We start from the raw sequence: 23736 nt of genomic DNA, 5'->3' as shown, positions 1-23736 counted from the left end.
GAACCGACTTCTGTCAGCTTCCGTTCCGGCGAAGGAGCCCCTCATGGCCACCACTCCCGTCCCCTCCCGCGCCCTGGGCACCGCGGGACCGCTGACCTCCGCCCTCGGCCTCGGCTGCATGGGAATGTCCGCGCTGTACGGCACCGCCGACCGCGCCGAGTCGATCGCGACCATCCATGCCGCCCTGGACGCCGGGGTCACGCTGCTCGACACCGGTGACTTCTACGGCATGGGCCACAACGAGCTGCTGATCGGCGAAGCTCTGCGCACCGCCCCCGCAGCCCGCCGCGAACAGGCCCTCACCAGCGTCAAGTTCGGCGCGCTGCGAACCGTCGAAGGGGCCTTCAGCGGCTACGACGGCCGCCCGGACGCCGTCAAGAACTTCGCCGCGTACTCGCTCCAGCGGCTCGGCACCGACCACATCGACATCTACCGGATCGCCCGCGTCGACCCGGACGTGCCGATCGAGGAGACCGTCGGCGCCATCGCCGAACTGATCGAAGCGGGCCATGTGCGGTACGTGGGCCTCTCCGAAGTGGGCGCCGCCACCATCCGCAGGGCCGCCGCCACCGCACCGATCGCGGACCTCCAGATCGAGTACTCGCTGATCTCCCGGGGCATCGAGGCGGAGATCCTGCCCACCACCCGTGAGCTGGGCATCGGCATCACCGCGTACGGAGTGCTCTCCCGCGGTCTGATCAGCGGCCACTTCACCCGTGACCGCGAGCTGGCCCCCGGCGACTTCCGGGGTATGAGCCCCCGCTTCCAGGGCGAGAACCTGCAGCACAACCTCGATCTGGTCGACGCGCTGCGGAAGGTCGCCGACCAGAAGGGCGCTTCCGTCGCGCAGACCGCCATCGCCTGGGTCTCGGCACGCGGCGAGGACATCGTCCCGCTGATCGGTGCCCGTACCCGCGACCGGCTGGCCGAGGCCCTCGGCTCCCTCGATGTCACGCTCGACGCCGCGGACATCGCAGCCATCGAGGAAGCCGTCCCGGCCGGATCCGCGGCGGGCGACCGCTACCCGACCTCCCAGATGGCCCACCTGGACAGCGAGCGCTGAGTCCCGGGTACCGTCGGTGGGGCTCCACCCCCCCCCGGTACCTCCACTCCCCGCACGGCAGCGCGTCCTCCGAAAGGCAGCGCGGCACCGAAAGGCAGCGCAGACGCGATGACGCCCGAAGCCCTGACACCCGAGCGCATTCTTGAGGCGACCGAGGACGTGCTGCGCCGCTACGGCCCGGCCAAGGCCACGGTGGTCGACGTGGCACGGGTGCTCGGGGTCAGTCACGGCAGCGTCTACCGCCACTTCCGTACCAAGGCGGCACTGCGCGAGGCGGTCACCGAGCGCTGGCTGCACAGGTCGGAGGCCGAGCTGGCCCGGTTCGCCGACGACCGGGAGGGCTCCGCGACCGCGCGGCTGACGAACTGGCTGACGGCCCTCTTCGCGGCGAAGCGCCACAAGGCGGGCGGCGATCCCGAACTGTTCGCCACCTTCGGGGTGCTGACCGGGGAGAACAGCGGAGTCGTGGAGAGCCACATCGAAGCGCTCGTCGGGCAGCTCGCCCGGATCATCGAGGACGGCTGCGGCCAGGGCGAGTTCGCCCCGGTCGAGGTCGGCTTCACGGTGACGGCCCGCGCGGTCTTCGACGCGACGGGCCGCTTCCATGACCCGGTGTACGCGGTGGAGTGGAGCCGCCCCGGCATCGAAGGCGACTTCACCGCCGTACAGAATCTGCTGCTGGGCGGCCTCCGGGCCCGCTGACCCGGGACCAAGGACCCCTTAGAGCTGCGAAGCGAACTCCGCGAACCACTCCAGCATTTCGGGGTGGGCCACGGCGCCCTCCGCGGCCACATCGCGGACGCGGGAGCCCTGGAGGATGCGCTTGACCGGCACCTCCAGCTTCTTGCCGGTCAGAGTGCGCGGCACCGCAGCCACCTGGACGATCAGGTCCGGTATGTGACGCGGCGACAGCTGGTCGCGGACCGCCTGGGCGATCTCCTTCCGCAGGGCGTCGTCGAGACGGGCGCCGTCGGCGAGGACGACGAACAGCGGCATGCAGTACCGGCCTTGCGGCAGCTCCGCGCCGACGACAAGACTGTCCGCGATCTGCGGCAGCTGTTCGACCACCTCGTAGATATCGCCTGAACCCATCCGCACGCCCATGCGGTTGAGCGTCGAGTCCGACCGGCCCGCCACCACCACCGTGAGATCAGAGTTGAGGACGGCCCAGTCCCCGTGCCGCCACACCCCCGGATAGACGTCGAAGTAGCTGGAGCGGTAGCGCTGCCCATCGGGGTCGTCCACGAAGTGCAGCGGCATCGACGGCAGCGGCGCGGTGACCACCATCTCGCCCTGTTCGCCGAAGAGCGGCTGCCCTGCCGGGTCCCAGGAGGCGAGCGCGACCCCGAGCGCGGGGCACTGGATACGTCCGGCGCGCACCGGCAGCAGCGGGCTGCCGCCCGCGAGCACCGAGCAGATGTCGGTCCCGCCGCAGATCGACTGCAGCCAGGCACCGGGGACCAGGCGCTCGGATGCCCAGTGCCAGGTGCTCACCGGCAGCGCCGAACCGGTCTGCAGGACGGAGCGAACGGCGCTCAGGTCCGTCGCGGCCGCCGGATGCGCTCCCGCCGCCTCCGCGGCGACCAGATAGGCCGCACCGACACCGACCATCGTCGCGCCGGTACGCTCGGCGACCCGCCAGACCCCGTTGATGTCGGGGTGGCCGGGGCTGCCGTCGTACAGCACGACGGTGGTTCCGTGCAGCAGGCCGGCGACCATGAGGTTCCAGACCATCCAGCTGGTGGAGGTATGGAAGAAGAAGCGGTCGTCGGCGCGCAGGTCGGAGCCCAGGCCGAGGGCCTTGAGCAGTTCGACGACGATGCCGCCGTGACCGTGCACGATGCCTTTCGGTACACCGGTGGTGCCCGAGGACCACAGGATCCACAGCGGATGGTCGAACGGGACGTCGGCGAAGTCGAGTCGGGCTTCCGGCCGCGCGAGCAGCTCCGGCCAGGCGTGCTGCGCCACCTCGGGCCGCTGCGACCACGGCGCTCCGGCCGACGACGGCTGGAGGTGGCCGACCGCCACCAGGTGCCGGAGCGTCGGCAGCCCGTCCACGATCTCGGAGACCGCCGCACGGCGGTCGAACTCCTTGCCGCCGTGGTGGTAGCCGTCCGCCGCCAGCAGCACCGTCGGGCGCGCCTGGCGCAGCCGGGCGAGCACGCTCGGCGTGCCGAAGTCCGGCGAACACACCGTCCACACCGCGCCGACGGCGGCGCAGGCCAGCAGGGCGATCACCGCGTGCGGCGTGTTCGGCAGGTAGCCGGCCACCCGGTCCCCGGGGCGCACCCCCATGTCCTTGAGGGCCGCGGCGAGGGCCGCCGTGTCGCGGCGCAGTTGCTCCCAGGAGGTCTCTGCCGGCGTACCGCCCTCCGACAGGCTGATCAGGGCGGGGCGTACGTCGGTTGCCTGGGCGAAGCACCGTTCGGCGAAGTTGAGCCGTGCTCCGCTGAACCAGGTCGCCCCCGGCATCGACGGGTCGCCGAGGACCTCGTCATAGCCGGTCACGGCGTCCAGTCCGTAGAACTCCCAGACCGCTGACCAGAAGCCGGGCAGGTCGGTGGTGCTCCACTGCCACAGCTCCGGGTAGCCGGGGAAGGCCAGGCCCCTCGTCCGGTCCAGCCAGTGCAGGAAAGCGGCGAGATTGGAGTTCTCGGTCTGGCTGGGGCCGGGTGACCACAGCAGGTCGGTGGTGGTGCTCATCAGCTCTCCCCGCTGAGCTCGCGGACGAACTCCCCGGCCTGGGGCCACTCGCCGTAGCCCGCCGCCGGGTTGAGGTGCCCGACCGGGCCGAGGTCGACCAGCCGGCTCCCCCACGCCCAGGCGAGCGCGGCGACCGGGGCGAAACCCGCCAGCGGGTCGTCGGTACTGGCCGCGACGATGCTCGGGAAGGGCAGCGGGGTGCGCGGCACCGGCAGCCAGCCGTTGCGGTGCAGGTCGTCGGGGGTGGGCTGCCCCTCGGGCAGGGGTGTTTCGAGATCGGGCGGGGTGGCCAGCAGAGCGCCCTGGACGGGACGCCGGTGCCGCTGCGCCCAGTGCGTGACGGTGAGTACACCGACGCTGTGCGCGACCAGGACGACCGGACCCGGGACCTCGGAGAGGACCTCCTCCAGTGCGGCGACCTGGGTGTCGCAGCTGAGCCGGCCGGTGGCCACCGGCGGAACGGTACGGGCGTCGGGGATCTTGTTGCCGAGGATGGTCTGCCAGTGCTCGGGCACATGGTCGCGCAGACCGGGAACGATCACGACGGTCGGTGGCGGTGCGGCGGTGCTCATGGCTGGGACTCCAGTCCTTCGAGCGCGGCCCCGGGCAGCAGGCCCAGGCGGCGCAGGTCTCGTGGGTAGTGGTGCCGGCCGATCACGAAGGCGGCGCACGCGGCCACCGCGATCAGCGGGATCAGGCGCAGCGCGCCGAGCAGACCGACGTGGTCGGCGAGCATGCCGGTCACGGTCGGGCCAGGGGCCAGACCGAGCAGGCTGTTGGCCAGGGTGAGCGTGGCCATGGCGGTGGCGGCCAGGGCGCCCGGGGTCAGATTGGCCACCATGGCGGCGGCCGGTCCGGCCGTGGCGTTGGACAGGAGGGCCCCGGCCGCGACCAACGCGAGCTGCGCCGGCCCCGGTGGCAGCCGGAATCCGCACAGCAGCAGGACGAGGGTGCCCGATGTGCAGCTGATCGCCACCGTCCACTTCCGGATCGGCGCGGTCCTGCTGAGCCGGTCCGACAGCATCCCGCCGGCGATCGTGCCGATACCGGTGAGCAGGGCGAATGCCCCGGCCGCCAGTCCGGCCCGGGCGGTCGGCATACCGTACGAGCGATTGAGGAAGGCGGGCATCCAGGCGAGCAGGGCCATCGCGATGAACATCTGCAGCCCGCTGCCGATGTAGGCGCAGACCACCGAGGCCGAGGAGAAGAGCCGCGGCAGCATCGTGCGCAGCGGCGCCCGTTCGCCTGCCCCTCCCCGGCCGGCGTCCGAGACCACCGCCATCTGCGCCGCGAGCCTCCTCTCGGTGACCACGAACGCGTAGACCACCGCCAGCGCCAGTCCGAAGAGCCCCATCACGGCGAAGGCCCAGCGCCAGCCGATGTGCTGGGCCAGCACACCGCCGACCGATACGCCCAGTACGGTCCCGAACGCCCCGCCCCCGATGAACGCCCCGGAGAGCGTGGCCCGCAGGCGTACGGGGAAGACGCTCAGCACCACCGCGATACCTACGCTGCCGTACGCCGCCTCCCCGGCACCGACGAGGAACCGCCCCACGAACATCTGGCCGTAATTGGCCGAGATCGCGCAGCCCAGCGTCGCCAGGCTCCACACCGCCGCGGCAGCGACCAGGCACCGGCTCCTCCCCCAGCGGTCGGCCAGCAGCGACAGCGGGAAGGTGAGCACTCCGACCATCAGGGCCACGATGCCGCTGAGCGAGCCCAACTGGGCGTCGGACAGCAGCCATTGGGCCTTGAGGTCGGGAAATACCACATTGAGCACTTGCCGTGACATGTAGTCGGACAGCAGCAGCCCGAAGCTCAGGGCGAACACCACCCAGGCGTAGCGGCGGGCGGCAGCCTGCGGTGGGGCCGGAGATCTGTCCAGTGCGGCCGGGCCGGCGGCGTGCAGTCCCATGTGGGTGACCTCTCCTGTGGCGGCTCCCGGTGGGCCGGGGCTCAGAACGGTTTGTCGCCGACGATCCCGGCGCGTTCCATCTTTCGTACGCCGGGCCAGTAGTCCTGGACGGCGTAGTGCTGCGTGGAGCGGTTGTCCCAGATGGCCACGCTGTTCTTCTGCCAGCGCCAGCGCACCTGGTACTCGGGTACGGCGGCCTGGCTGATCAGGTAGCTCAGGAGGTTGCTCGCGCCGGGTGCGTAGTCCTGGCCGAAGCGCACGTTCTCGGGGGTGTGGTAGTTGACGAAGTGAGTGGTGAAGGCGTTGACGAAGAGGATCTGTTCGCCGGTCTCCGGGTGCGTGCGCACCACCGGGTGCTCCGGGTCCGGGAAGCGCTCCTTCAGCGCGAGGCGCTGCTCGGCAGGCATGGCCGCACCGAAGGTGGCCTCGATGCTGTGCCGCGTACGCAGACCGGCGATCTGTACCTTGATGTGCTCGGGCAGCCGGCGGTAGGCCTCGGCCATGTCGACCCAGATCGTGTCGCCGCCCACCGATGGCGTCTCCACGCAGCGCAGCACCGCCCCCATGGGCGGGCACTCACGCCAGGTCGCGTCGCAGTGCAGCGCGTTCTCGTAGTGCTCGGGCTTGCTGTCCAGGTCCTTGTAGATGCGGACAAGCCCCCGGTGCTCGGGGTCACCGCCGACCACCGGGTGGTCCTCCAGCGGGCCGAAGCGTGAGGCGAGGGCGACGTGCTCGGCGCGGGTCATCTCCTGGTCGCGCAGGAACAGGACCTTGTGCCTCAGCAGCAATCCCTTGATCTCGGCGAACAGTTCGTCGTCCCGCGCCGCGTCACCGAGTTGCACCCCGCTCAGCTCGGCACCGATGGTGCAGGTCAGCGGCTCGACTTGGATGGCTGTGCGGACCGTGTGCGGCATGGTGCGATCTCCTTCTCAGACAGTGAGTACAGAGGACCCGGTGGTCCTCCCGCCCTCCAGATCGCGGTGCGCCTGCGCCGCGTCCTTCAGTGCGTAGCGCTGGTTGACCTGGATCTTGATGCGCCCGGCCGCCACATGCCCGAACAGTTCGCCGGCCAGGGCGTCCCGCTCGGCGGGCTCGGCGATGTAGTCGGCCAGCGCGGGCCGGGTCGCGAACAGCGAGCCGTGTACGGCGAGTTGCATGGCGTCCAGCGGCGGCACACCGGAGGTGGTGCCGAAGCAGACCAGGAGGCCGCGGCGGGCGAGCGAGGCCATGGACCCGGCGACGGTGTCCTTGCCGACGCTGTCGAAGACGACCGGCACCCCGGCGCCGCCGGTGATCTCGCGTACTCGTTCGGCCACGTTCTCCCGCCGGTAGTAGACGATGTGGTCGCAGCCGTTGGCACGGGCGATCCGCGCCTTCTCCTCGCTGGAGACGGTGCCGATCACGGTGATGCCGAGCAGCTTCGCCCACTGGCAGAAGATGAGGCCGACGCCGCCCGCGGCCGCGTGCAGCAGTACGGTGTCGCCCGCCTTGAGCGGGTGGATCCGGCGCAGCAGGTAGGAGGCGGTGAGGCCCCGCATGGTCATCGCGGCGGCGGTCTCGCAGCTGATCGCGTCCGGCAGCTTGATCAGCGTGTCGGCGGGCATCACCCGCTCGGTGCTGTACGCCCCCAGCGGGCTGCCGGTGTAGGTCGCCCGGTCTCCCTCAGCAATGTGCGTGACGCCCTCACCGACCGCCTCCACCACGCCGGCCGCCTCGACGCCCAGCCCGCTGGGCCGCTGGGCGGGGTAGAGGCCGGTACGCCAGTAGACATCGGCGAAGTTGAGGCCGATGGCTTCGTGCCGGATCCGAACCTCGCCGGGGCCGGGATCACCGACGGTGGTCTCCTCCCATCGCAGGACGTCGGGGCCGCCGGTTTCGTGGAAGCGGATGGCATGGGCCATGAAGAGCTCCGTCTGTGGTGGGTCGGTGTGCTGGTGTGGCGGTGCGCTGGTGTGCCGGTGTGTGGGGTGGTCGCGAGACCGGTCGTAGGTGAGCGACTGACCCCGCGACCGCCGCATTCGGGACCGGCTCCTCTTGAACCTGGGCTTCGCTCAGACCTGGCGCGTCGCTGAAACCTGGCGCGTCGCTCAGACCTGAGGGTCGCGCAGCATGAAGCCGCGCTGACCGGGACGGCGGTTGGGCACCATGCCGAGCCGGTCCAGGGTCTCTTCGGCGCTGCCGTAGTACTTGCCCAGCTGGTAGATCTGCTTGGCCTCCGGCCCAGTGGCCACGTCCCGGCCCACGGAGTCGGCGATCCGTACCATCTGCTCGACCTGCTCGACCGAGCTCATCCGCTCGCCCTTGCGCCGCCAGAGGTTGTCCTCGTTACCGACGCGCACGTGCACGCCCAGGGCGATGGCGACGGCGTTCATCGGCGCCACCGCGCGCATGGAACTCTCGATGGTGAGGACGGCACCGTCCGGGACACGGCGGATGAACTCGACCAGGTCGGCCGGGTGCCGCCCCGCGAAACCACCGCCGATCGCCACGTAGTTGAGCACCATCGGGCCGGTGTACACACCCGACCGGATCAGCCGCTCCACGGTCTCCAGCTGGGCCATGGTGGCGAGTTGGAAGTGCGGCTGGATGCCGTTGCCGTGCAGCCGCTTGAGGTGCTCGAGGTAGAAGTCCGGACCGGCCTCGACCACCATGTCGCGGTACGCCCGGTAGTAGTCGGGCTTGGCGATGGAGGTGCCCTCCAGATCGTCGTCGGACATGATCTCGACGATGTTCATCTGGCTGGTGTTGATCGCGATCGTCACCTGGTCGGGCGCCGGAGTGAGCTCGGCCAGCAGGTGGCGGGTGTCATAGCTCAGCCACTTGGCGTCCCCGCCCTCGTCCTCGGGGGCGAAGGAGATCGACCCGCCGATCTGCAGGACCATGTCCGGGACGGCCTCCCGGAGCCGGGACATCAGCTCGTTGAACATGGACATGCGCTTGGACCCATGACCGTCCAGCTCACGTACGTGGATGTGCAGCACGGTCGCGCCGGCGTTGTAGCAGTCGACAGCCGCCTGCACATGCTCGTCCATGGTGAGCGGGAGGTCGTCGGCGTCGCCCGGCAGCCACTCGGGCCCGTAGGGCGCGACCTGGATCACCAGCTTCTCCTGGTTCTCCGGCAGCAGTGAATCGTCGAGGAAATGCACGGTGGGCTCTCCTTCATCGGGTGGAGCGTGGGTGTCCGGCCTTGCGGTGGTGCCACGCTAGGACCCGGCAGCGCCCGATTCTTTACCGTGCGGGACGATTCACTTGCCCATTCGGGACCTGGACCGCCACTCCCGGGGACTGCACCCGAACCGCTCGCGGAACCAACGGGAGAAGGCACTCGGCGCGGAGAACCCCAGGAGATCGGAGATCTCCGTGAAGGAGCGGCGCGGATTCGCCACGAACTGCTCCGCCAGGCGGGCACGCGTCTCGTTGAGCAGGGACGAGAACGATTCCCCGGATTCCGCCAGATGCCGGTGCACCGTCCTGCGGTCGACGCTGAGGCTGTGTGCCACCTGCTCGATCGAACAGCGTCCGGTGGGCAGCAGCACCTCGATCACGGCCACCACACGGTCCCGTACGGAGGTGTCCCGGGAGACCGCGACCGACTCGAAGTACTGCCGCGCGTAGGTGCGCAACTGCGGGTCCGGCTCCGGGTTGGCGGCGTCCAACTCCCCCGAGTAGCAGAGGATTCCGTTGAACTCGCGGTCGAACTCCACTGCGGGGCCGAAGAAACGCCGGTGCGCGGCGAGGTCCGCGGGTGGCTCATGGGTGAAGCACACCGCCAACGGCTGCCAGCGGTCGCCGAGGAAGTGCCGGAGCACATGGTGGTACGCGCCCACGGCCAGCTCGGTGGACTGCCGGCACGGCAGCGGTTCGCCCAGATCCAGCTCCACCTTGAGCGTGGCCAGTCCCTCGGCCTCGGCCAGCCGGGTGTGCAGTGCCTCGTTGTACATGCGCTCGTAGCGGATGAGCAGATCGAGCGAGCTCCGCGCATCCGGCTCCTCGCGGGCCACCAGGCCGATCGGGCCGAGGTTGGAGAACCGGCGGCGCTCGGCCAGCCGCAGGCCGAAGTCCTGCCGGCCGGACGCGTCCGCCGACAGTTCCAGCAGCCGGACCACCGCCGCGCCCGGCGCCCACCGGTCCTGGGCGGCGAGGCCGCTGATGTCCAGCCCCACGCTCCGCATCAGGGCCTGTGGATCGATACCGAGCGAACGGCACAGCTCGGCGTAGCTGCTCAACGACGCATAACGGACCAGCGGCTTCACAGACGCACTCCCTTGGGCGATGTCCCCAAGTGATAAGTCCATCGTCACTTCAGGTCAAGACTCCGCGCAGAAGATGTCCTAGCGTGGCGGCACCGATTCGACCGTGGAGGAGCCCCTCCACCGTGATGCCAGAGAGGCCGTCATGACTGGCGTGAGCAGTGTGCTGCGCCGGCCCCTCAGCGGGCCGGCCGCATGGAACGGTCCGGATCTCCAGGACACCGGGCAGTGGGTGCTGCGTCTCTCGCCGCCGCAGCTCCGTGAGCTCGACGAGGCGCTGCGGGCAGCGCGCGCACGAGGCACCCCGCTCCTCAAGCTGACTGCTGCCGGCTTCCCTCTGCCGTCCCTGGCGGCGGAGCTGGCCGGCATCACGGACGCACTGGAGCACGGGCGAGGCTTCGCTCTCATCTCCGGCCTGCCGGTCGCACAGTACGGTGAGACGGCCGCGAGCACTGTCCTGTGGGGGCTGGGGCAGCATCTGGGTATCCCCGTCTCGCAGAACGCCGCAGGCCAGATGCTCGGCCACGTCCGCGACACCGGCCGCACTCTGGCCGATCCCGCGACGCGCGGCTATCAGACCCGGGGGCGCCTGCCGTTCCACACCGACCCGTCCGATGTGCTGGCGCTGCTGTGTCTGCGCCCGGCCCGCTCCGGGGCACAGATGTCTCTCGTCTCCTCGACAGCAGTCCATAATCGCGTGCTGGCGCGGCGGCCCGACCTGGTCGACCGCCTGTACCACCGGTACTGCTTCGACCGCCGGGAGGAGCAGGGCCTCGGTGAACTCCCCTACTTCCGGGCGCCGCTGGCGTCCTGGTACGGGGGCAGGCTCAGCCTGCGTTACCACCGCTGCTACCTCGAATCGGCACAGCGCTTCCCCGAGGTGCCGCGGCTGACACCGGCCGACCGGGAGCTGTTCGATCTGATGGACGAGCTGACATCCACTCAGGACCTCCGGCTGGACCTCGATCTCCAGGCCGGCGATCTGCTCCTGCTCAACAACCACGCGGTGCTGCACGCCCGCACCGAGTTCGAGGACGGCGCCGTTCCCGAGGAGAAGCGCCATCTGCTCCGGCTCTGGCTGACCCCTTGGCAGAGACGCGACCTGCCCGCGGACTTCTGGGGCGACCGGCACCAGGCCGACGACCGTCGTGGACGCGGCGGGGTCGCACCCCGCGATGTGATCGCGAGAGCGAAAGGGATATCCGTATGACCAACCTCGCCACCCTCCTGGCGGCCTCGGCCCACACCCACAGCGACCGCCCGGCCGTCCGCCAGGACGGCACCGTGCTCAGCTATGCCCAACTCGACGCGGCGAGCGCCCAGTTGGCGGGCCTGCTGCGAACCGCCGGGGTCGGACCGGGTGACCGCGTCGCGCTCTCCCTGCCCAACACTCCGCACTTCCCGATCGCCTACTACGGTGTCCTCCGCGCCGGCGCCGTCGTGGTGCCCCTCAATCCCCTGCTGAAGGCGCGCGAAACGGCCTTCGCCCTGCGCGACTCGGGCGCTTCGATGGTGCTGGCGCATCCGCAGGCCGCCGACGAGACCGCCGCGGCCTCGGCGCAGACCGGGGTCGAATGCCTGGTCATGGACACGGACGCATACGCCGCCCGGCTGCGGGCCGTCGAGCCGCGCCCGGACACCGTCGAGCGGTCGGAGAGCGACACCGCGGTCATCCTCTATACCTCCGGCACGACCGGGACCCCCAAGGGCGCCGAGCTGACGCACCGCAACCTGATGACCAACGCGGCCACGGCGGCCGAAACCGTACTCCGACTGGGCCCGGACGACGTGCTGTTCGGGGGCCTCCCGCTGTTCCACGCCTTCGGGCAGACCTGCGCGCTCAACACCGCCGTCGCTGCCGGAGCATCCCTGACCCTGCTCCCGCGCTTCGAGCCGCAGCGAACGCTGGACATCCTGCGCCGGGACGCCGTCACCGTCTTCCTCGGCGTGCCCACGATGTACACCTCGCTGCTCCGCACCGGGATGCCGACCGCCGCCGCGCTCCCCGCGCTGCGCCTGGCCGTGTCCGGCGGTGCCGCACTGCCCGTCGAGGTGCTGGACGGATTCGAGCGCGACTTCGGCGTCCCCGTACTGGAGGGCTACGGGCTCTCGGAGACCTCGCCGGTGGTCTCCTTCAACCCGGTGGACCGGCCGCGCAAGCCGGGGTCGATCGGCCTTCCGATCCGCGGAGTCGAGATGAAGCTCATGACCGGGGACGGCACCGTCGCCGTCCCCGGTGAGGTCGGCGAGCTCGCGATCCGCGGAGACGGCGTGATGAAGGGCTACTGGAACCGCCCCGAAGCAACCGCGGAGGCCATCAGCGACGGGTGGTTCTCCAGTGGGGACCTGGCACAGGTCGACGAGGAGGGCTACTACTTCATCGTCGACCGGAAGAAGGACCTCATCATTCGCGGCGGCTACAACGTGTACCCGCGCGAGATCGAGGAGGTTCTCTACGAGCACCCGGCGGTCGCCGAAGCCGCCGTGGTCGGCATACCGCACGAGCTGCACGGTCAGGAGGTGGCCGCCGCGGTCACTCTCCGTCCGGGTGCCGGCGCCACGGCCGAGGAACTGCGCGACTACGTGCGGCAGCGGGTGGCCCCGTACAAATACCCCCGCATCGTCACGCTCACAGACAGCCTGCCCAAGGGCGCGACCGGCAAGATCCTCAAGCGGGAAATCGTGATCCGGTAGCAGCCCAACTGCGGGGCCGGCCGAGCGTGCCGGCTGACACAGCTTGTGGACCGCACGGCGTGGGGACCGACGCAGCGTTGCCATCGGTCACCACCCGGGGTATCCGATGCGGACCGTCCCGGAGCGGGACGAGACATCGATACGGCGGTCGGCGGCAGGGTCGTCGACACCCTTCTCGACCGCCCAGGTGCCCGAGCTCGTGCCACCCCGCACCTGGTAGCGGGAGCCGAGGGGCAGGGTCGCGTCGAACTCCCCCGCCCCCACTGAACCGGTCAGCCTCTCGGGCGGAGCGGCGAACTCGAACTTCGCCTGGCCCGAACCGGTCTGGGCGTCGACGGTCTTCGACGTGAGCGCGATGCCGTCGACCGCCCCCGATCCGGTACGGACCCGTACCAGCCCCGCGACTCCGTACAACTGCAACTCGCCGGAGCCCGAACGCAGATCCATGGACCCGGTGAGCCCGCTCACCCGGACATGCCCCGAGCCGGACACCACCCGCACCGTGACACCGGCCGGCACGGACAGATCAAGCCGCACGGAGCAGCCGAGGCTGGTCATCGCCAGCGTGCCGTCGCACCGGGTGCGCAGCCGCAGCGTGTCACCGTCCCAGCTCCGGTCGACGGTGGGTCTGCGCAGCGACCAGCTCAACTCCTGGTGGACGCGCACCTCTCGGCCCGTCCCCGCGCTGATGGACACCTCGGAGCTGCCCGAGTCCACATCGACTGCCTTCACCGGGTGCTGGTCGACCGTGTCGGAACTGGTGGACGAGCTGCTCTGTCGGGCGAGCTGCGCCCATGCCTCGGCCCCCACCGGTACCACCAGGAACAGCGCGCTCAGCACGGCGACCACGATCCAGGTGCCACGGCGGCGGCGCGGCCACCGGCCGGTGATCACGCGCCGTCCAGGAAGCGCAGTACCGCGAGCACCCGGCGGTGATCGCCGTCCGCCTGGCCCAGATCGAGCTTGGCGAAAATGTTGTTGATGTGTTTGGCGACGGCGCTCTCGCTCACCACGAGTTGCTCGGCGATGCCCGCGTTGGAACGCCCCTCGGCCATCAGCGCGAGCACCTCTCTCTCGCGCGGAGTCAGCCGGTCCAGCGGGTCGGCACCGCGACGGCGCAGCAGCAGCTGGGCAACGACCTGCGGGTCAAGGGCTGTCCCGCCTGCCGCAACACGCTTGAGCGCATCCATGAACTCCTCGACGTCCGCGACGCGTTGCTTGAGCAGGTAGCCGATACCGCCCGTCTGCGCGGAGAGCAGGTCGGCCGCGTACCGCTCCTCGACATACTGCGAGAGGAGCAGCACCGCCGTGTCGGGCCACTGCCGCCGGATCATCAGCGCGGCCCGCACGCCCTCGTCACTGAATCCGGGCGGCATCCGTACATCGACCAGGGCGAGTTGGGGCTGGTGCTCCTCGACCGCCGCGAGCAGCGAATCCGCGTCGTCCGTCTCGGCGGCCACCTCGAAGCCCGCCATCTCGAGGACCTTGACCAGGCCGATTCGTAGCAGCACCGAGTCCTCGGCGATCACAGCCCGCACGGCAGCTCCACAGTGATGACAGTCGGGCCCCCGACGGGGCTCTTGATCCGGATCGTTCCGTCGACCGACCCTACGCGTTGCGCCAGTCCGGCCAGCCCCGTGCCGCCCGAGGGATCGGCACCCCCTCGGCCGTCGTCGACGACCGTTATCCGGAGCAGGCCACCGCGGGTGCGCAGTTCAATGGCGACCCAGCGGGCGTGGGCGTGCTTCGTGACGTTCGCCAGCGCCTCGGAGACGACGAAGTACGCGACCGCCTCCACGGTCGGCGCCGGCCGGCGCCCGATGTCCACGGTCAGGTCGACCGGCAGCGGTGCCCGCGCGGCGATCCCGGAGAGTGCGGCGTCCAGCCCGCGGTCATCCAGTACGGCCGGGTGTAGACCGCGCACCAGGTTGTTGAGCTCCTCGATCGCCTCCTTTGCCTCCCGGTGGGCCTCGTCGATGACCTGTCGCGCCTCCGGTGGCAGATCAGTGAGGGCCGCTCGCGCTATCCCGAGGTTCATCGCCAGCGAGACGAGCCGCTGCTGCGCTCCGTCGTGCAAGTCCCTCTCGATACGGCGCCGTTCGGCGTCGGCGGCGTCGACCACACCGGCCCTGCTCTCGGCCAGGTTCTCCACCCGGCGCTCCAACTCCTCAGCCCGGTTGGGGCCGAGAAGGGCTGCGGCCGCGGTCACATCGAGCCGGGTCACGGCGGCGGCCAGCCAGGGGGTGAGCAGAAGCAGCAGCACTCCGCCGGCGGTGAGCAGGACGTACCGATCGGTCCACCCAGGCAGTCGCGCATCCAGCGGCAGCGCCCACACCCAGGAGAAGACCAGCGCACCGGCCATCCCGGCGACCCAGGCGCAGACCACCAGCGCTCCCCCGGCGGCGGCCAGTGGCGCGGCCAGCAGGTGGTACCCGAACTGCCGCCAGGTCGCGTCGGAGCGCAGCCGCTCCATCATCCCTTTCCAGCGAAACCGCCTCTCTTTCCAGACGACTTGAGGAACGTTGAGCCCGATGAGCGACCAGAACCGGCTGCGCTGCAGCGCGGTCAGGGACGGGCAGAGGGCGAGCAGGGCGACCAGTCCACCCGGCAGGTGCCCGGGAGCCATGATCACGGTGGCTACGGCTAGTACGGCGGGCAGCGAGAGCGGCAGTCCGGCGGCGGCGAAGGCGGTGTTGCGCCAGGCCCAGGCCGACCAGGGTGCATGCCCGGCTGCCCAGGAGGTCAGGCGCATCGACATGGGAACACCGTAGAGGGACCGCTCCGGGCTGCTCCATCACCCTGATGCCCGAACTTGTGGTGGTACTGGCACCACCACAGGACGGACCCGTGCGTTACTGACCTCGACTCCTCCGACGGCGAACCTTGTTGTTGTGCCCGATCAGGCGGGCCCTGGAAGGAGTTCAGCACTCATGACCCTCGCCGCCCAGCCCAACCGGATCGCCCCGCCCACGCGGATCGCCCCCGCCACGCGGATGGCCCCGCCCACGCGGATCGGCCTGACCACTCGGATCAGCCCAACCATCCGGATTCCCCGCAGTCTGCGCGGACTTCAGCTCTCGACCGTGCTCACCGGATGCGGTGCGGCCCTGGTCCCCTGGATGTTCGTCCTCGCCAAGACGCTTCCCCGCACCACCGAGGTCTCCAACTGGTCGACAGCCTGGGTCGGCCTTGACGCCCTCCTCGCGATCGGACTCGGCGGCACAGGCATTCTCCTCAGGAGACAGGACCCGCGCGCCTCGGCCGCAGCCGCCGCCACCGGGGCACTCCTGCTGGTGGACGCCTGGTTCGACGTGACGACATCGGCGCCCGGGCCCGAGCTGACCACCGCCGTGACGCTCGCGGTCTGTGCGGAGCTTCCGCTGGCAGCGATATGTGCGGTACTGGCTGCGCGACGGGTAGCCGAACAGAACGGGTAAGGGCTCGGGGGAAGGCCGCTCCTGTCCGGTTACGCTGCCGGTATGGCCAGCCACAAGCCCGTACGGACGATCGATGCCCGAAGCCTGCGTGCCCTCGCGCACCCGCTGCGGGTGCGCATCATGGAGTCGCTGCGCCGCGACGGGCCAGCGACGTCCACCACACTGGCCGAGGAGTTCGGCGAGAGCACCGGCACGGTGAGCTGGCATCTGCGGCAGCTCGCCGAGCACCGCTTCATCGAGGAGGACGTGGAGCGCGGCACCAAGCGGGAGCGCTGGTGGCGGGCGGTGGAGGACCGGCAGGTGCTGCACACCGCGCAGTTGCGCAAGGAGGATCCCTCGGCGCGCGTCGCCGCCGACGCGTATGTCCAGGAGCTCATCCAGCTCTACTTCCAGCGGGCGTCCGCGTACGCCGCCCAGGAGTGGCCGGCCGAGTGGGAGAGCGCGGGCACCATCGCCAACTGGGACGATCTGCGGCTGACCCCGGCACGGCTGCGGGAACTGAACAACGAGCTGATGGCCGTGGTCGACAAGTACTACCCGGCGGCGGGCGAAGCGTCCGCACCCGGATCACTGCCGATCAGCATCCAGATCCAGTCGTTCGCCCGCCATGAGGGCAGGAGCTAGGCCGATCCGTTGGGCCGGGCCGATTCGCTGGGCCGGGCCGATCCGTTGAGCCGGGCTGGTTCGTTGGGCCGGGCCGATTTCGCTGGGCCGGGCTGATCCGTTAGGCCGGGGCGATCCGATCAAGACCGTTCGGCGCGTAAGAGAGGACGTCCGGTGGGCGAGACGCCGTTGACCGTCCAAGGGTCCCATCTGCTAGCTTCTGCCGCGTGTTCATGTCGCATTTACTAGATGCCCTCCTACGGACGGCCCCTTTGACTCGCTAAGCGTGACCACCTCCGCACGCTGCCCCGACTACCGACGCCTTCAGGTTTCTCGCTGCTCCCCGTCTCGCGCCCGGCGCCGTGACGGCACTCCGCCGTCGGCACCGCCAGCAGCCGCCCGCACACGCCACGCTGCGGGCCCGCGCCCTCCTGTCCCGACGTGGAGCCCCTGATGAGTACCGACACACCCTCTGGGCCGGGCATATTTGGCATTTCGGCCAGTGATCCGGAAGGGACGGACACACCCGGCGCGGCGGGCGTCGATCTGGAACCCATCGTCTCCGCGTCGTCCCGGCGCCGCCGCGTGCCACGCTGGCTCCGACGCGCCACCGGGCCCGTGCTGCTGCTGGTCCTGTGGCAGGCATTCAGCGCCACCGGCGTGCTCCAGTCGGACGTCCTTGCCTCCCCCGGCACCATCGCCCGTACCGCGGGCGGGCTGATTGCCGACGGCACGCTGCCGTCCGCGATGGCGGTATCGGTGCAACGCGTCGCCATCGGCCTGGTGCTGGGCACGCTGGCCGGGGTCGGGCTGGGGCTGCTGTCCGGGCTGCTGCGGATCGGCGAGGACCTGATCGACGCTGTGGTGCAGATGCTGCGCGCGGTGCCGTTCGCCGGGCTCATCCCGCTGCTGATCGTCTGGCTGGGCATCGATGAGACGGTGAAGGTGGCGCTGATCGCCCTCGCCTCAGCCTTCCCGCTCTACATCAATACCTACGCCGGGATCCGCGGTGTGGACGAGCAGTTGATCGAGGCCGGCGCCACGCTTGGCCTGGGCCGCTGGGGCCTGATCCGCCATGTCGTGCTGCCCGGGGCGCTGCCCGGCGCCCTGACCGGGCTGCGATTCGCGCTGGGCTCGGCGTGGCTGGCTCTGGTCTTCGGCGAGACGGTCAACGCCGGCGACGGCATCGGCTTCCTGATGGATCAGGCCCGCGAGTACTACCGCACCGACGTCATCGTGGTCTGCCTGATCGTCTACGCCTTCCTCGGCCTGGCCGCCGATCTCGTCGTCCGTACGCTGGAAAGGTTGTTGCTGCGATGGCGACCGACGTTCACGGGGAAGTGACCGCCGGCCGGGGGGTCGTCGAGATCACCGGTCTGACCCGGTCCTTCGACGGCCGGGCCGTCCTCGACAAGTTGGAGCTCACGGTAAGGCCGGGCGAGTTCGTGGCCCTGTTGGGGCGCAGCGGCTGCGGCAAGAGCACGCTGCTGCGGATACTCGCCGGGCTCGACCGGGACATCGACGGGACCGTACTCGTACCCCGCCGCCGGGCGGTGGCCTTCCAGGCGCCCCGTCTGATGCCGTGGAAGCGCGTGTGGCACAACGTCGTGCTGGGCCTGCCGGGCCGCCCAGCGCGGGAGACCGCGGTACGGGCGCTGACCGAGGTCGGCCTGGAGCACCGGGCGGATGCCTGGCCCAAGACGCTCTCCGGCGGCGAGGCCCAACGCGCTTCGCTGGCAAGGGCGCTGGTGCGCGAACCGGACCTCCTGCTGCTCGACGAGCCGTTCGGCGCACTCGACGCGCTCACCCGGATCAAGGCTCAGCAGCAGGTCGCCGAGGTCTGGCAGCGCAGGGGCTGCGCCGTGCTGCTGGTCACGCATGACGTGGAGGAAGCGCTACTGCTGGCCGACCGGGTGCTCGTGATGCAGGACGGCGTCATCGCCCATGAGCAACCGGTGGGCCTCCCGCGCCCGCGCGACGTGGGCGCACCGGAGTTCACCCTGCTGCGCGCCGGGCTGCTGACCGAACTTGGCGTAGTGGCGCCCCAGGCCCTCTTCTGACCGGCCCGCGACACCTCCGCTCAACCCGAAGAAAAACTCCCCGTGCCCCGAAGAAAACTCCCCATGAAACGGCTCCCCATGAAACAACTCCGCATGAAACGACGCTGCCTCGGCGCCCTGCTCATCCCGTTCGCTCTGCTGACCACGGCATGCGGAGGGAAGCCCGCACACGCCAGGACCACGCTCAACGTCGGTGACCAGACGGGCGGCGACCGAGCCATGCTGGAAGCCTCCGGCGAGCTGAACAACATGCCGCACAAGATCAACTGGTCGACGTTCGCCTCCGGGCCACTGCTGCTGGAAGCCGTCAACGCCAAGGCGGTCGACCTCGGCTGGACCGGCAACACACCACCGGTGTTCGCCGCCGCGTCCAAATCGAAGATCACCGTCGTGGGCGCGATGCACAGCTCGGTGGCGGGCACCGCCATCCTGGTGTCGAAGAACTCGCCGCTGAAGAGCGTCCAGGGTCTCAAGGGCAAGAAGATCGCGGTGATGCAGGGCACCACCGGGCACGACCTGCTGCTCTCCGCGCTCAGGAAGGCCGGAATGTCGATCAAGGACGTCAAAGTCGACTACCTCCAGTCCGCCGAGGCGAAGACCGCGTTCAAGCGGGGAGACGTCGACGCCTGGGCGGCGGCCGACCCGACCACCACCCAGGCGCTGGACAGCGGCAACGCCCGGGTCCTGGTGAGCGGACAGGGTCTGGTCAACGGCCTCACCTTCGACATCGCCTCCCCCTCCGCGCTGGCGGACAAGGGGAAGTCGGCAGCCATGAAGGACTACCTGCAGCGGCTGCAGCTCGCCCGGAAGTGGGTCTACCAGCACCCGCAGCAGTGGGCGAAGGTATGGGCGAAGGACACCGGCGTGCCGTACAAGGTGGCGCTGGACGCGGTGCGGCGTACGTCGGGCACGACGGTACGGGTCGCCGTGGACCGGGCCGCCATCGCCTCGGAGCAGCAGATCGCCGACGAGTTCGCGGGCCTGAAGCTGATACCCGAGCAGTTCACATTCTCCGACTTCGTCGACACCCGGTTCAACGGCGGTGTGCCGCCGTCCACCACCCCGCCCCACACGTTCTGAAAGGCGTCCAGGCGCCGAGGCGTCCAGGCATCCAGGCGTCCAGACAGACGAGGCCGAGGCCGAGGCCCGTCGGCGCCCCGACGCCGGCCGGCCTCCCGCAGCTCGGCAGTGATCTCGCAGCTTGGCGGTGATCCCGGCATTTCACAGAGGACATTTCACAGAGGACTCTCTGCAAACCTCTTTGCAGAGAGTCCTCTGCAAGCTATCTTCATGCGTATGCCGACTCCGGGTACGCCAGCGCGCTCCACCTCCCGCAGCCTCCTGCTGCGCAACCGCGATTTCCGCCTCCTCTGGACGGGCTCGACGACCGGGAAGTACGGCGCCTCGGTCACCTCCGTCGCTCTGCCCCTGGTCGCGGTCACCCTGCTGCACGCCTCCACCCTCCAGGTGGGCCTGCTCACCGCCGCGACCTGGCTGCCCTGGCTGCTCATCGGGCTGCCCGCCGGCGCCTGGGTCGACCGGCTGCCGCGCCGCCCGGTCATGCTCACCGCCGACGCCGCCGCACTGCTGCTCTTCGGCGGGATACCCGTCGCCGCCTGGCTGGGGGTGCTCTCGATCGGCTATCTGCTGGCCACGGCGGTACTGGCCGGTACGGCAACCGTCTTCTTCCAGACCGCGTACACCGCGCTGCTCCCCCACCTCGTCGACTCCGGGGACCAGGCGGAGGGCAACTCCAAGCTGCACGGCAGCGAGTCGGCGGCCCAGCTCGCCGGATTCGGCTCGGGCGGCTTCCTGGTGCAGGCGGTCGGCGCGGCGAACGGGCTGTTCGTGAACGCGGCGACGTTCGCGGTGTCCTTCCTCTGCGTCCTGCGCATCAAGCACCGTGAGCCGCGCGGCCCGGAGGTCACGCGTTCGCGGGGAGCGCTCGGCCGGGAGATCCGTACGGGGTTGCGGCTGACCTTCGGCGACCCGTATCTGCGCGCGTTGGCCACTTCCGGCGGTGCGTCCAATCTGGCGCTGATGGCGTATCAGTCGATCCTGGTGGTCTTCCTGGTCCGCGAGGTCCACCTCTCATCGGGGACCATCGGCGCCCTGATGACCGGAGGCGGCATCGGCGGCATCATCGGCGCCTTCGCCGCCCGCCGGGTCGCCGCCCGGATCGGCAGCGCCCGCGCCCTGATCTTCTTCAATCTGGCGGTGCCCTCGCTCGCGCTCCTGATCCCGCTGACCACGCGGGGGTTCGGCCTGGTGCTCTTCGTGATCGGCTACACCTCGGTGTCCATCGGGGTGATCGCGGCGAACATCATCTCCTCGACCTTCCGTCAGCAGTACTGCCCCAAGGACATGCTGGGCCGGATCTCCGCTTCGGCGGCATTCCTCAACTACGGCACCATCCCGCTCGGAGCGGTACTCGGCGGCGCGCTCGGCGAGGCGCTGGGGACCCGCACCGCACTGTGGATCACCATCACCGGGCTGCCCGTCGCCGCATCGCTCCTCTGGTTCTCCCCGATCCGCCGTGCCCGCGATCTGCCGACCGGGCCTCCGGCCACCACTCCGGCCCCCCGGCCGAAAGCGGAGCCCGCGCTCTGAGCCGTACGAACCTCCCCGGGACGGCGGCGTGTGCACGGCGTGTGGTCCCCGAGCGGTCCCGGGATCACCCGTAGGCACCTGGGGAAAACCGGATGCGGCGGCCGGGCCGGCTGGCTACAGTCCCGGCGTGGCTCACACCTATCCCCCGCTGAACATCGAAGTCCGCACGCCGCGCCTGACGCTGGCCGGCGCCTCCGACGAACTGCTGGAACGTCTCGTGCCGCTCGTGCGGGCCGGGGTGGCGGATACCAAGCCGTGGCCGTTCGACGACCCGATCTCCTTCTACGCCGACAGCCCCGAACGCGAATGGCAGTGGCTGCGCTCCATCTGGGCCGGCCGCGCCCGGATGAGCCCGGATTCCTGGCGGCTGTACTTCGCTGTGCTCGTCGACGGAGAACCGGTCGGCATGCAGGACCTCACCGGCAAGAACTTCACGCGCTTCGGCACGGTGTCCAGCTTCTCGTGGCTGGCCCCCGGCAGCCGAGGACAGGGGTTCGGCAAGGAAATGCGGGCGGCGGTCCTGCAGTTGGCCTTCGCCGGGCTGGGCGCACGCGAAGCCGGCAGCGACGCCTTCGTCGACAACGAAGCGTCCAACCGCGTTTCCCGCGGCCTGGGTTACGCACCGAACGGCACGGACTGGGACACCCGCCGCGGTGAGGCCGCGCAGATCCAGCAGTGGCGGCTCACTCGGGACGCATGGGAACGGGTCCGCCGGGACGACATCGAACTGACCGGCGTCGAGGAATGCCTGCCTGTCCTGGGCATCGGCCAGGACGCTTCGTCCTGATCCCCGCTTCGGCGCCCGGTCCGGCAGCGACGGCTCGGTCCGCGCCCGCTGCGCATCGTTCGATGGCGTGCCCGGACCAACGATCAAAATGAGCGGACAATGCCCCTCATGGGCGACCTTGTGACAGCGCGGCTCGTGCTCCATCCGTTGACCGTCGACGAATCCGAGCGGCTGGTGGCGGGCCGGCCCGGTGAGGGTGACCGGTGGGCACCCGGCTACCCCATGGAAGGGGACGTCTCCGCGGCCCGGCGGTTCCTCGGGGCCCGCGCGCAGGGTGGTGCTGCGGCGCACCCCGGCGCGTACGAGATCCGGCGGCGCGGCGACGGGTACGCGATCGGGGGTGTGGACTTCCACGGCCCGCCCGACGAGCAGGGCAGCCTCACCATCGGGTACGGCCTGGTCCCAGAAGCGCAGGGCAGGGGATACGCGTCCGAGGCCGTCCGCGCCCTGCTCGTCTCCGCCCGCGAGCGGGGTTTCGTCCGGGTGAGGGGCGACGCCGACCACGAGAACGCGGCGTCCCACCGCGTCATGACGGCTGCGGGCATGACGATGGTCGGGCAGGACGAGCGGGTGAAGTACTACGAGATCGCCTGGGCCGGGAACGCGGCACCGCAGACCGATGATCCGCCGCCGCCCCTCCGCCGTTGGAACTGACACACGGCGGAGGCCGTCAGACCGGAGACACCCGCGGATCCTGGTGTCAGTCCCGGTACGCCGCGGTCGCGATCCGGACGAACGAACGGATCAGCGGATTCGTGTCGCGCTCGTTCCATGCCGCCACCACACGGCTCGGCTCCATGTCGGTCAGCGGCACCACGGTGAGCCCCTCCCCCGGGTCGTGGTTCAGCAGCGTCACGCCGACCGTGCCGTTCCAGAGCACGGCCTGGCGGCACTCCTGGACGGCGCGTACGACCGGGCCCTCCCGAGGTTCCCCGCCGTTCCAGTACGTCTGCCAGAGCGGATCCGTGCCGTCCGGGAACAGGAACCAGCGGCGGTCGGCCAGCTCGGCGAGGGCCAGACTCTCGCGGCAGGCCAGCGGGTCGTCGGCGCGCAGCAGCGCCCCCACCGGGTCGGCCCGCAGTTCGTGCACGGTCAGGCCGGTCTCGTCGAACGGCCCGCGCGTCAGGGCGACATCGACCAGTCCGGCGTGCAGCCCGCAGGTGGGATCGGTCAGGTCGGTCTCGCGGATGGAGACCTCGACGTGCGGGTGCCGACGGCGGTAGACGCTTGCCAGCCGGGTCGCGTCCGGGTCGGTGCTGTCTCCCAGGATGCCGACGGTGAGGGCCGCGGCGCCGGCCGCCGCGGCCACACGTACACGTACCCGGTCGGCCCGGTCGAGCAGAGCGCGCGCCTCGTCGAGCAGCACGGCCCCCACCGGAGTGAGCGCGACACCGGCGGACGAGCGGTCGAACAGCGCGGCACCGAACTCGGTCTCCATCCGCTTGATCGCCCGGCTCAGCGGCGGCTGGCTGATGTGCAGCCGGGCGGCGGCCCGGCCGAAGTGGAGTTCCTCGGCGACCGCCACGAAATAGCGCAGCGTACGTAGCTCCATGGCGCGTGACGATACCCGTACGGTATCGAGATCACGGAACAGGTCTTGGACAGCCGCAGTGC

Annotated in this window: 23 protein-coding genes; 12 read left to right on the top strand and 11 right to left on the bottom strand. The window is 70.4% G+C overall.

Going from position 1 to position 23736, the window contains the following annotated elements:
* Positions 1–43 precede the first annotated feature (43 nt).
* Both OG210_RS22425 and OG210_RS22420 read left to right on the top strand, forming a co-directional pair.
* On the top strand, positions 44–1063 hold the full coding sequence (locus OG210_RS22425; protein ID WP_328326342.1) for an aldo/keto reductase: 1020 nt from the start codon (positions 44–46) through the stop codon (positions 1061–1063).
* Between the two features lie 108 nt (positions 1064–1171).
* Positions 1172–1765 carry a TetR/AcrR family transcriptional regulator gene (locus tag OG210_RS22420; protein WP_328326344.1) on the top strand — a complete coding sequence of 198 codons (594 nt, stop codon included), beginning with the start codon at positions 1172–1174 and terminating at the stop codon, positions 1763–1765.
* 18 nt (positions 1766–1783) lie between these two features.
* Here OG210_RS22420 and OG210_RS22415 read toward each other — a convergent pair whose 3' ends face one another.
* From OG210_RS22415 to OG210_RS22385, 7 genes are all read right to left on the bottom strand, one after another.
* Positions 1784–3766 carry an acetoacetate--CoA ligase gene (locus OG210_RS22415; protein ID WP_328326346.1) on the bottom strand — a complete coding sequence of 661 codons (1983 nt, stop codon included), beginning with the start codon at positions 3764–3766 and terminating at the stop codon, positions 1784–1786.
* Entirely contained in the window at positions 3766–4338 is a 573-nt protein-coding gene (locus OG210_RS22410; RefSeq protein WP_328326348.1) for an alpha/beta hydrolase, read from the bottom strand. Before OG210_RS22410 ends, OG210_RS22415 begins: the two co-directional genes overlap by 1 nt.
* The gene (locus OG210_RS22405; RefSeq protein ID WP_328326350.1) at positions 4335–5681 is read right to left on the bottom strand and encodes an MFS transporter; all 1347 of its coding nucleotides are present in this window, start codon (positions 5679–5681) and stop codon (positions 4335–4337) included. Before OG210_RS22405 ends, OG210_RS22410 begins: the two co-directional genes overlap by 4 nt.
* Before the next feature lie 41 nt (positions 5682–5722).
* A complete protein-coding gene (locus tag OG210_RS22400) occupies positions 5723–6595 on the bottom strand; it encodes a TauD/TfdA family dioxygenase (RefSeq protein ID WP_328326353.1) in 873 nt (290 codons plus the stop codon).
* A gap of 15 nt (positions 6596–6610) precedes the next feature.
* Entirely contained in the window at positions 6611–7582 is a 972-nt protein-coding gene (locus OG210_RS22395) for a quinone oxidoreductase (RefSeq protein WP_328326355.1), read from the bottom strand.
* Positions 7583–7768: 186 nt separating this feature from the next.
* The gene (locus OG210_RS22390) at positions 7769–8827 is read right to left on the bottom strand and encodes a 3-keto-5-aminohexanoate cleavage protein (protein WP_328326357.1); all 1059 of its coding nucleotides are present in this window, start codon (positions 8825–8827) and stop codon (positions 7769–7771) included.
* A 99-nt stretch (positions 8828–8926) separates the two neighbouring features.
* On the bottom strand, positions 8927–9934 hold the full coding sequence (locus OG210_RS22385; RefSeq protein ID WP_328326359.1) for an AraC family transcriptional regulator ligand-binding domain-containing protein: 1008 nt from the start codon (positions 9932–9934) through the stop codon (positions 8927–8929).
* Positions 9935–10076: 142 nt separating this feature from the next.
* On the opposite strand from OG210_RS22385, the gene OG210_RS22380 reads away from it, so the two are divergent.
* Positions 10077–11141, top strand: coding sequence for a TauD/TfdA family dioxygenase (locus OG210_RS22380; RefSeq protein ID WP_328326361.1), 1065 nt, complete (start codon positions 10077–10079; stop codon positions 11139–11141).
* Entirely contained in the window at positions 11138–12625 is a 1488-nt protein-coding gene (locus OG210_RS22375) for a long-chain fatty acid--CoA ligase (protein WP_328326363.1), read from the top strand. Before OG210_RS22380 ends, OG210_RS22375 begins: the two co-directional genes overlap by 4 nt.
* Before the next feature lie 87 nt (positions 12626–12712).
* Here the strand turns inward: OG210_RS22375 and OG210_RS22370 are convergent, their stop codons facing one another.
* The 3 genes from OG210_RS22370 to OG210_RS22360 are packed head-to-tail and all read right to left on the bottom strand — an operon-like array spanning position 12713 to position 15383.
* Positions 12713–13519, bottom strand: a complete 807-nt coding sequence (locus OG210_RS22370; protein ID WP_328326365.1) for a hypothetical protein — start codon at positions 13517–13519, stop codon at positions 12713–12715.
* Positions 13516–14163: a response regulator transcription factor gene (locus OG210_RS22365; protein ID WP_328326367.1), complete on the bottom strand. Its 648-nt coding sequence runs from the start codon at positions 14161–14163 to the stop codon at positions 13516–13518. Before OG210_RS22365 ends, OG210_RS22370 begins: the two co-directional genes overlap by 4 nt.
* Positions 14151–15383 (bottom strand): histidine kinase, encoded by a 1233-nt coding sequence (locus tag OG210_RS22360; RefSeq protein ID WP_328326369.1) that lies wholly within the window; start codon positions 15381–15383, stop codon positions 14151–14153. The genes OG210_RS22365 and OG210_RS22360 overlap by 13 nt, the downstream gene beginning before the upstream one ends.
* Positions 15384–15555: 172 nt before the next feature.
* Here OG210_RS22360 and OG210_RS22355 point away from each other — a divergent pair, with 172 nt between their 5' ends.
* The 8 genes from OG210_RS22355 to OG210_RS22320 all read left to right on the top strand — a co-directional run bounded on the left by OG210_RS22355 (position 15556) and on the right by OG210_RS22320 (position 22776).
* Positions 15556–16062, top strand: a complete 507-nt coding sequence (locus OG210_RS22355; protein WP_328326371.1) for a hypothetical protein — start codon at positions 15556–15558, stop codon at positions 16060–16062.
* 42 nt (positions 16063–16104) lie between these two features.
* Positions 16105–16686, top strand: coding sequence for a winged helix-turn-helix domain-containing protein (locus OG210_RS22350; protein ID WP_328326373.1), 582 nt, complete (start codon positions 16105–16107; stop codon positions 16684–16686).
* A gap of 432 nt (positions 16687–17118) precedes the next feature.
* Positions 17119–18009 (top strand): ABC transporter permease, encoded by an 891-nt coding sequence (locus OG210_RS22345; RefSeq protein WP_371538471.1) that lies wholly within the window; start codon positions 17119–17121, stop codon positions 18007–18009.
* The gene (locus OG210_RS22340; RefSeq protein ID WP_328326378.1) at positions 17982–18725 is read left to right on the top strand and encodes an ABC transporter ATP-binding protein; all 744 of its coding nucleotides are present in this window, start codon (positions 17982–17984) and stop codon (positions 18723–18725) included. The genes OG210_RS22345 and OG210_RS22340 overlap by 28 nt, the downstream gene beginning before the upstream one ends.
* Positions 18726–18818: 93 nt before the next feature.
* On the top strand, positions 18819–19805 hold the full coding sequence (locus OG210_RS22335) for an ABC transporter substrate-binding protein (RefSeq protein ID WP_371538469.1): 987 nt from the start codon (positions 18819–18821) through the stop codon (positions 19803–19805).
* Positions 19806–20015: 210 nt separating this feature from the next.
* Positions 20016–21335 carry an MFS transporter gene (locus OG210_RS22330; protein ID WP_371538467.1) on the top strand — a complete coding sequence of 440 codons (1320 nt, stop codon included), beginning with the start codon at positions 20016–20018 and terminating at the stop codon, positions 21333–21335.
* 127 nt (positions 21336–21462) lie between these two features.
* Entirely contained in the window at positions 21463–22122 is a 660-nt protein-coding gene (locus OG210_RS22325; protein WP_328326385.1) for a GNAT family protein, read from the top strand.
* Between the two features lie 108 nt (positions 22123–22230).
* Positions 22231–22776 carry a GNAT family N-acetyltransferase gene (locus OG210_RS22320; protein WP_328326387.1) on the top strand — a complete coding sequence of 182 codons (546 nt, stop codon included), beginning with the start codon at positions 22231–22233 and terminating at the stop codon, positions 22774–22776.
* A gap of 46 nt (positions 22777–22822) precedes the next feature.
* Here the strand turns inward: OG210_RS22320 and OG210_RS22315 are convergent, their stop codons facing one another.
* Positions 22823–23674, bottom strand: a complete 852-nt coding sequence (locus tag OG210_RS22315) for a LysR substrate-binding domain-containing protein (RefSeq protein ID WP_328326389.1) — start codon at positions 23672–23674, stop codon at positions 22823–22825.
* Positions 23675–23736 lie beyond the last annotated feature (62 nt).

The organism is Streptomyces sp. NBC_00466 (assembly GCF_041433995.1).
Classification (GTDB): Bacteria; Actinomycetota; Actinomycetes; order Streptomycetales; family Streptomycetaceae; genus Streptomyces.
Note: the sequence above shows the minus strand (reverse complement) of the source record. Positions and strands in the feature narration are given on the sequence as shown.

Coding starts and splice junctions, on each gene's coding strand:
- OG210_RS22425 (WP_328326342.1), top strand. CDS start 44: ATGGCCACCACTCCCGTCCCCTCCCGCGCCCTGGGCACCGCGGGACCG.
- OG210_RS22420 (WP_328326344.1), top strand. CDS start 1,172: ATGACGCCCGAAGCCCTGACACCCGAGCGCATTCTTGAGGCGACCGAG.
- OG210_RS22415 (WP_328326346.1), bottom strand. CDS start 3,766: ATGAGCACCACCACCGACCTGCTGTGGTCACCCGGCCCCAGCCAGACC.
- OG210_RS22410 (WP_328326348.1), bottom strand. CDS start 4,338: ATGAGCACCGCCGCACCGCCACCGACCGTCGTGATCGTTCCCGGTCTG.
- OG210_RS22405 (WP_328326350.1), bottom strand. CDS start 5,681: ATGGGACTGCACGCCGCCGGCCCGGCCGCACTGGACAGATCTCCGGCC.
- OG210_RS22400 (WP_328326353.1), bottom strand. CDS start 6,595: ATGCCGCACACGGTCCGCACAGCCATCCAAGTCGAGCCGCTGACCTGC.
- OG210_RS22395 (WP_328326355.1), bottom strand. CDS start 7,582: ATGGCCCATGCCATCCGCTTCCACGAAACCGGCGGCCCCGACGTCCTG.
- OG210_RS22380 (WP_328326361.1), top strand. CDS start 10,077: ATGACTGGCGTGAGCAGTGTGCTGCGCCGGCCCCTCAGCGGGCCGGCC.
- OG210_RS22375 (WP_328326363.1), top strand. CDS start 11,138: ATGACCAACCTCGCCACCCTCCTGGCGGCCTCGGCCCACACCCACAGC.
- OG210_RS22360 (WP_328326369.1), bottom strand. CDS start 15,383: ATGTCGATGCGCCTGACCTCCTGGGCAGCCGGGCATGCACCCTGGTCG.
- OG210_RS22355 (WP_328326371.1), top strand. CDS start 15,556: ATGACCCTCGCCGCCCAGCCCAACCGGATCGCCCCGCCCACGCGGATC.
- OG210_RS22350 (WP_328326373.1), top strand. CDS start 16,105: ATGGCCAGCCACAAGCCCGTACGGACGATCGATGCCCGAAGCCTGCGT.
- OG210_RS22345 (WP_371538471.1), top strand. CDS start 17,119: ATGAGTACCGACACACCCTCTGGGCCGGGCATATTTGGCATTTCGGCC.
- OG210_RS22340 (WP_328326378.1), top strand. CDS start 17,982: ATGGCGACCGACGTTCACGGGGAAGTGACCGCCGGCCGGGGGGTCGTC.
- OG210_RS22335 (WP_371538469.1), top strand. CDS start 18,819: ATGAAACGACGCTGCCTCGGCGCCCTGCTCATCCCGTTCGCTCTGCTG.
- OG210_RS22330 (WP_371538467.1), top strand. CDS start 20,016: ATGCGTATGCCGACTCCGGGTACGCCAGCGCGCTCCACCTCCCGCAGC.
- OG210_RS22320 (WP_328326387.1), top strand. CDS start 22,231: ATGGGCGACCTTGTGACAGCGCGGCTCGTGCTCCATCCGTTGACCGTC.
- OG210_RS22315 (WP_328326389.1), bottom strand. CDS start 23,674: ATGGAGCTACGTACGCTGCGCTATTTCGTGGCGGTCGCCGAGGAACTC.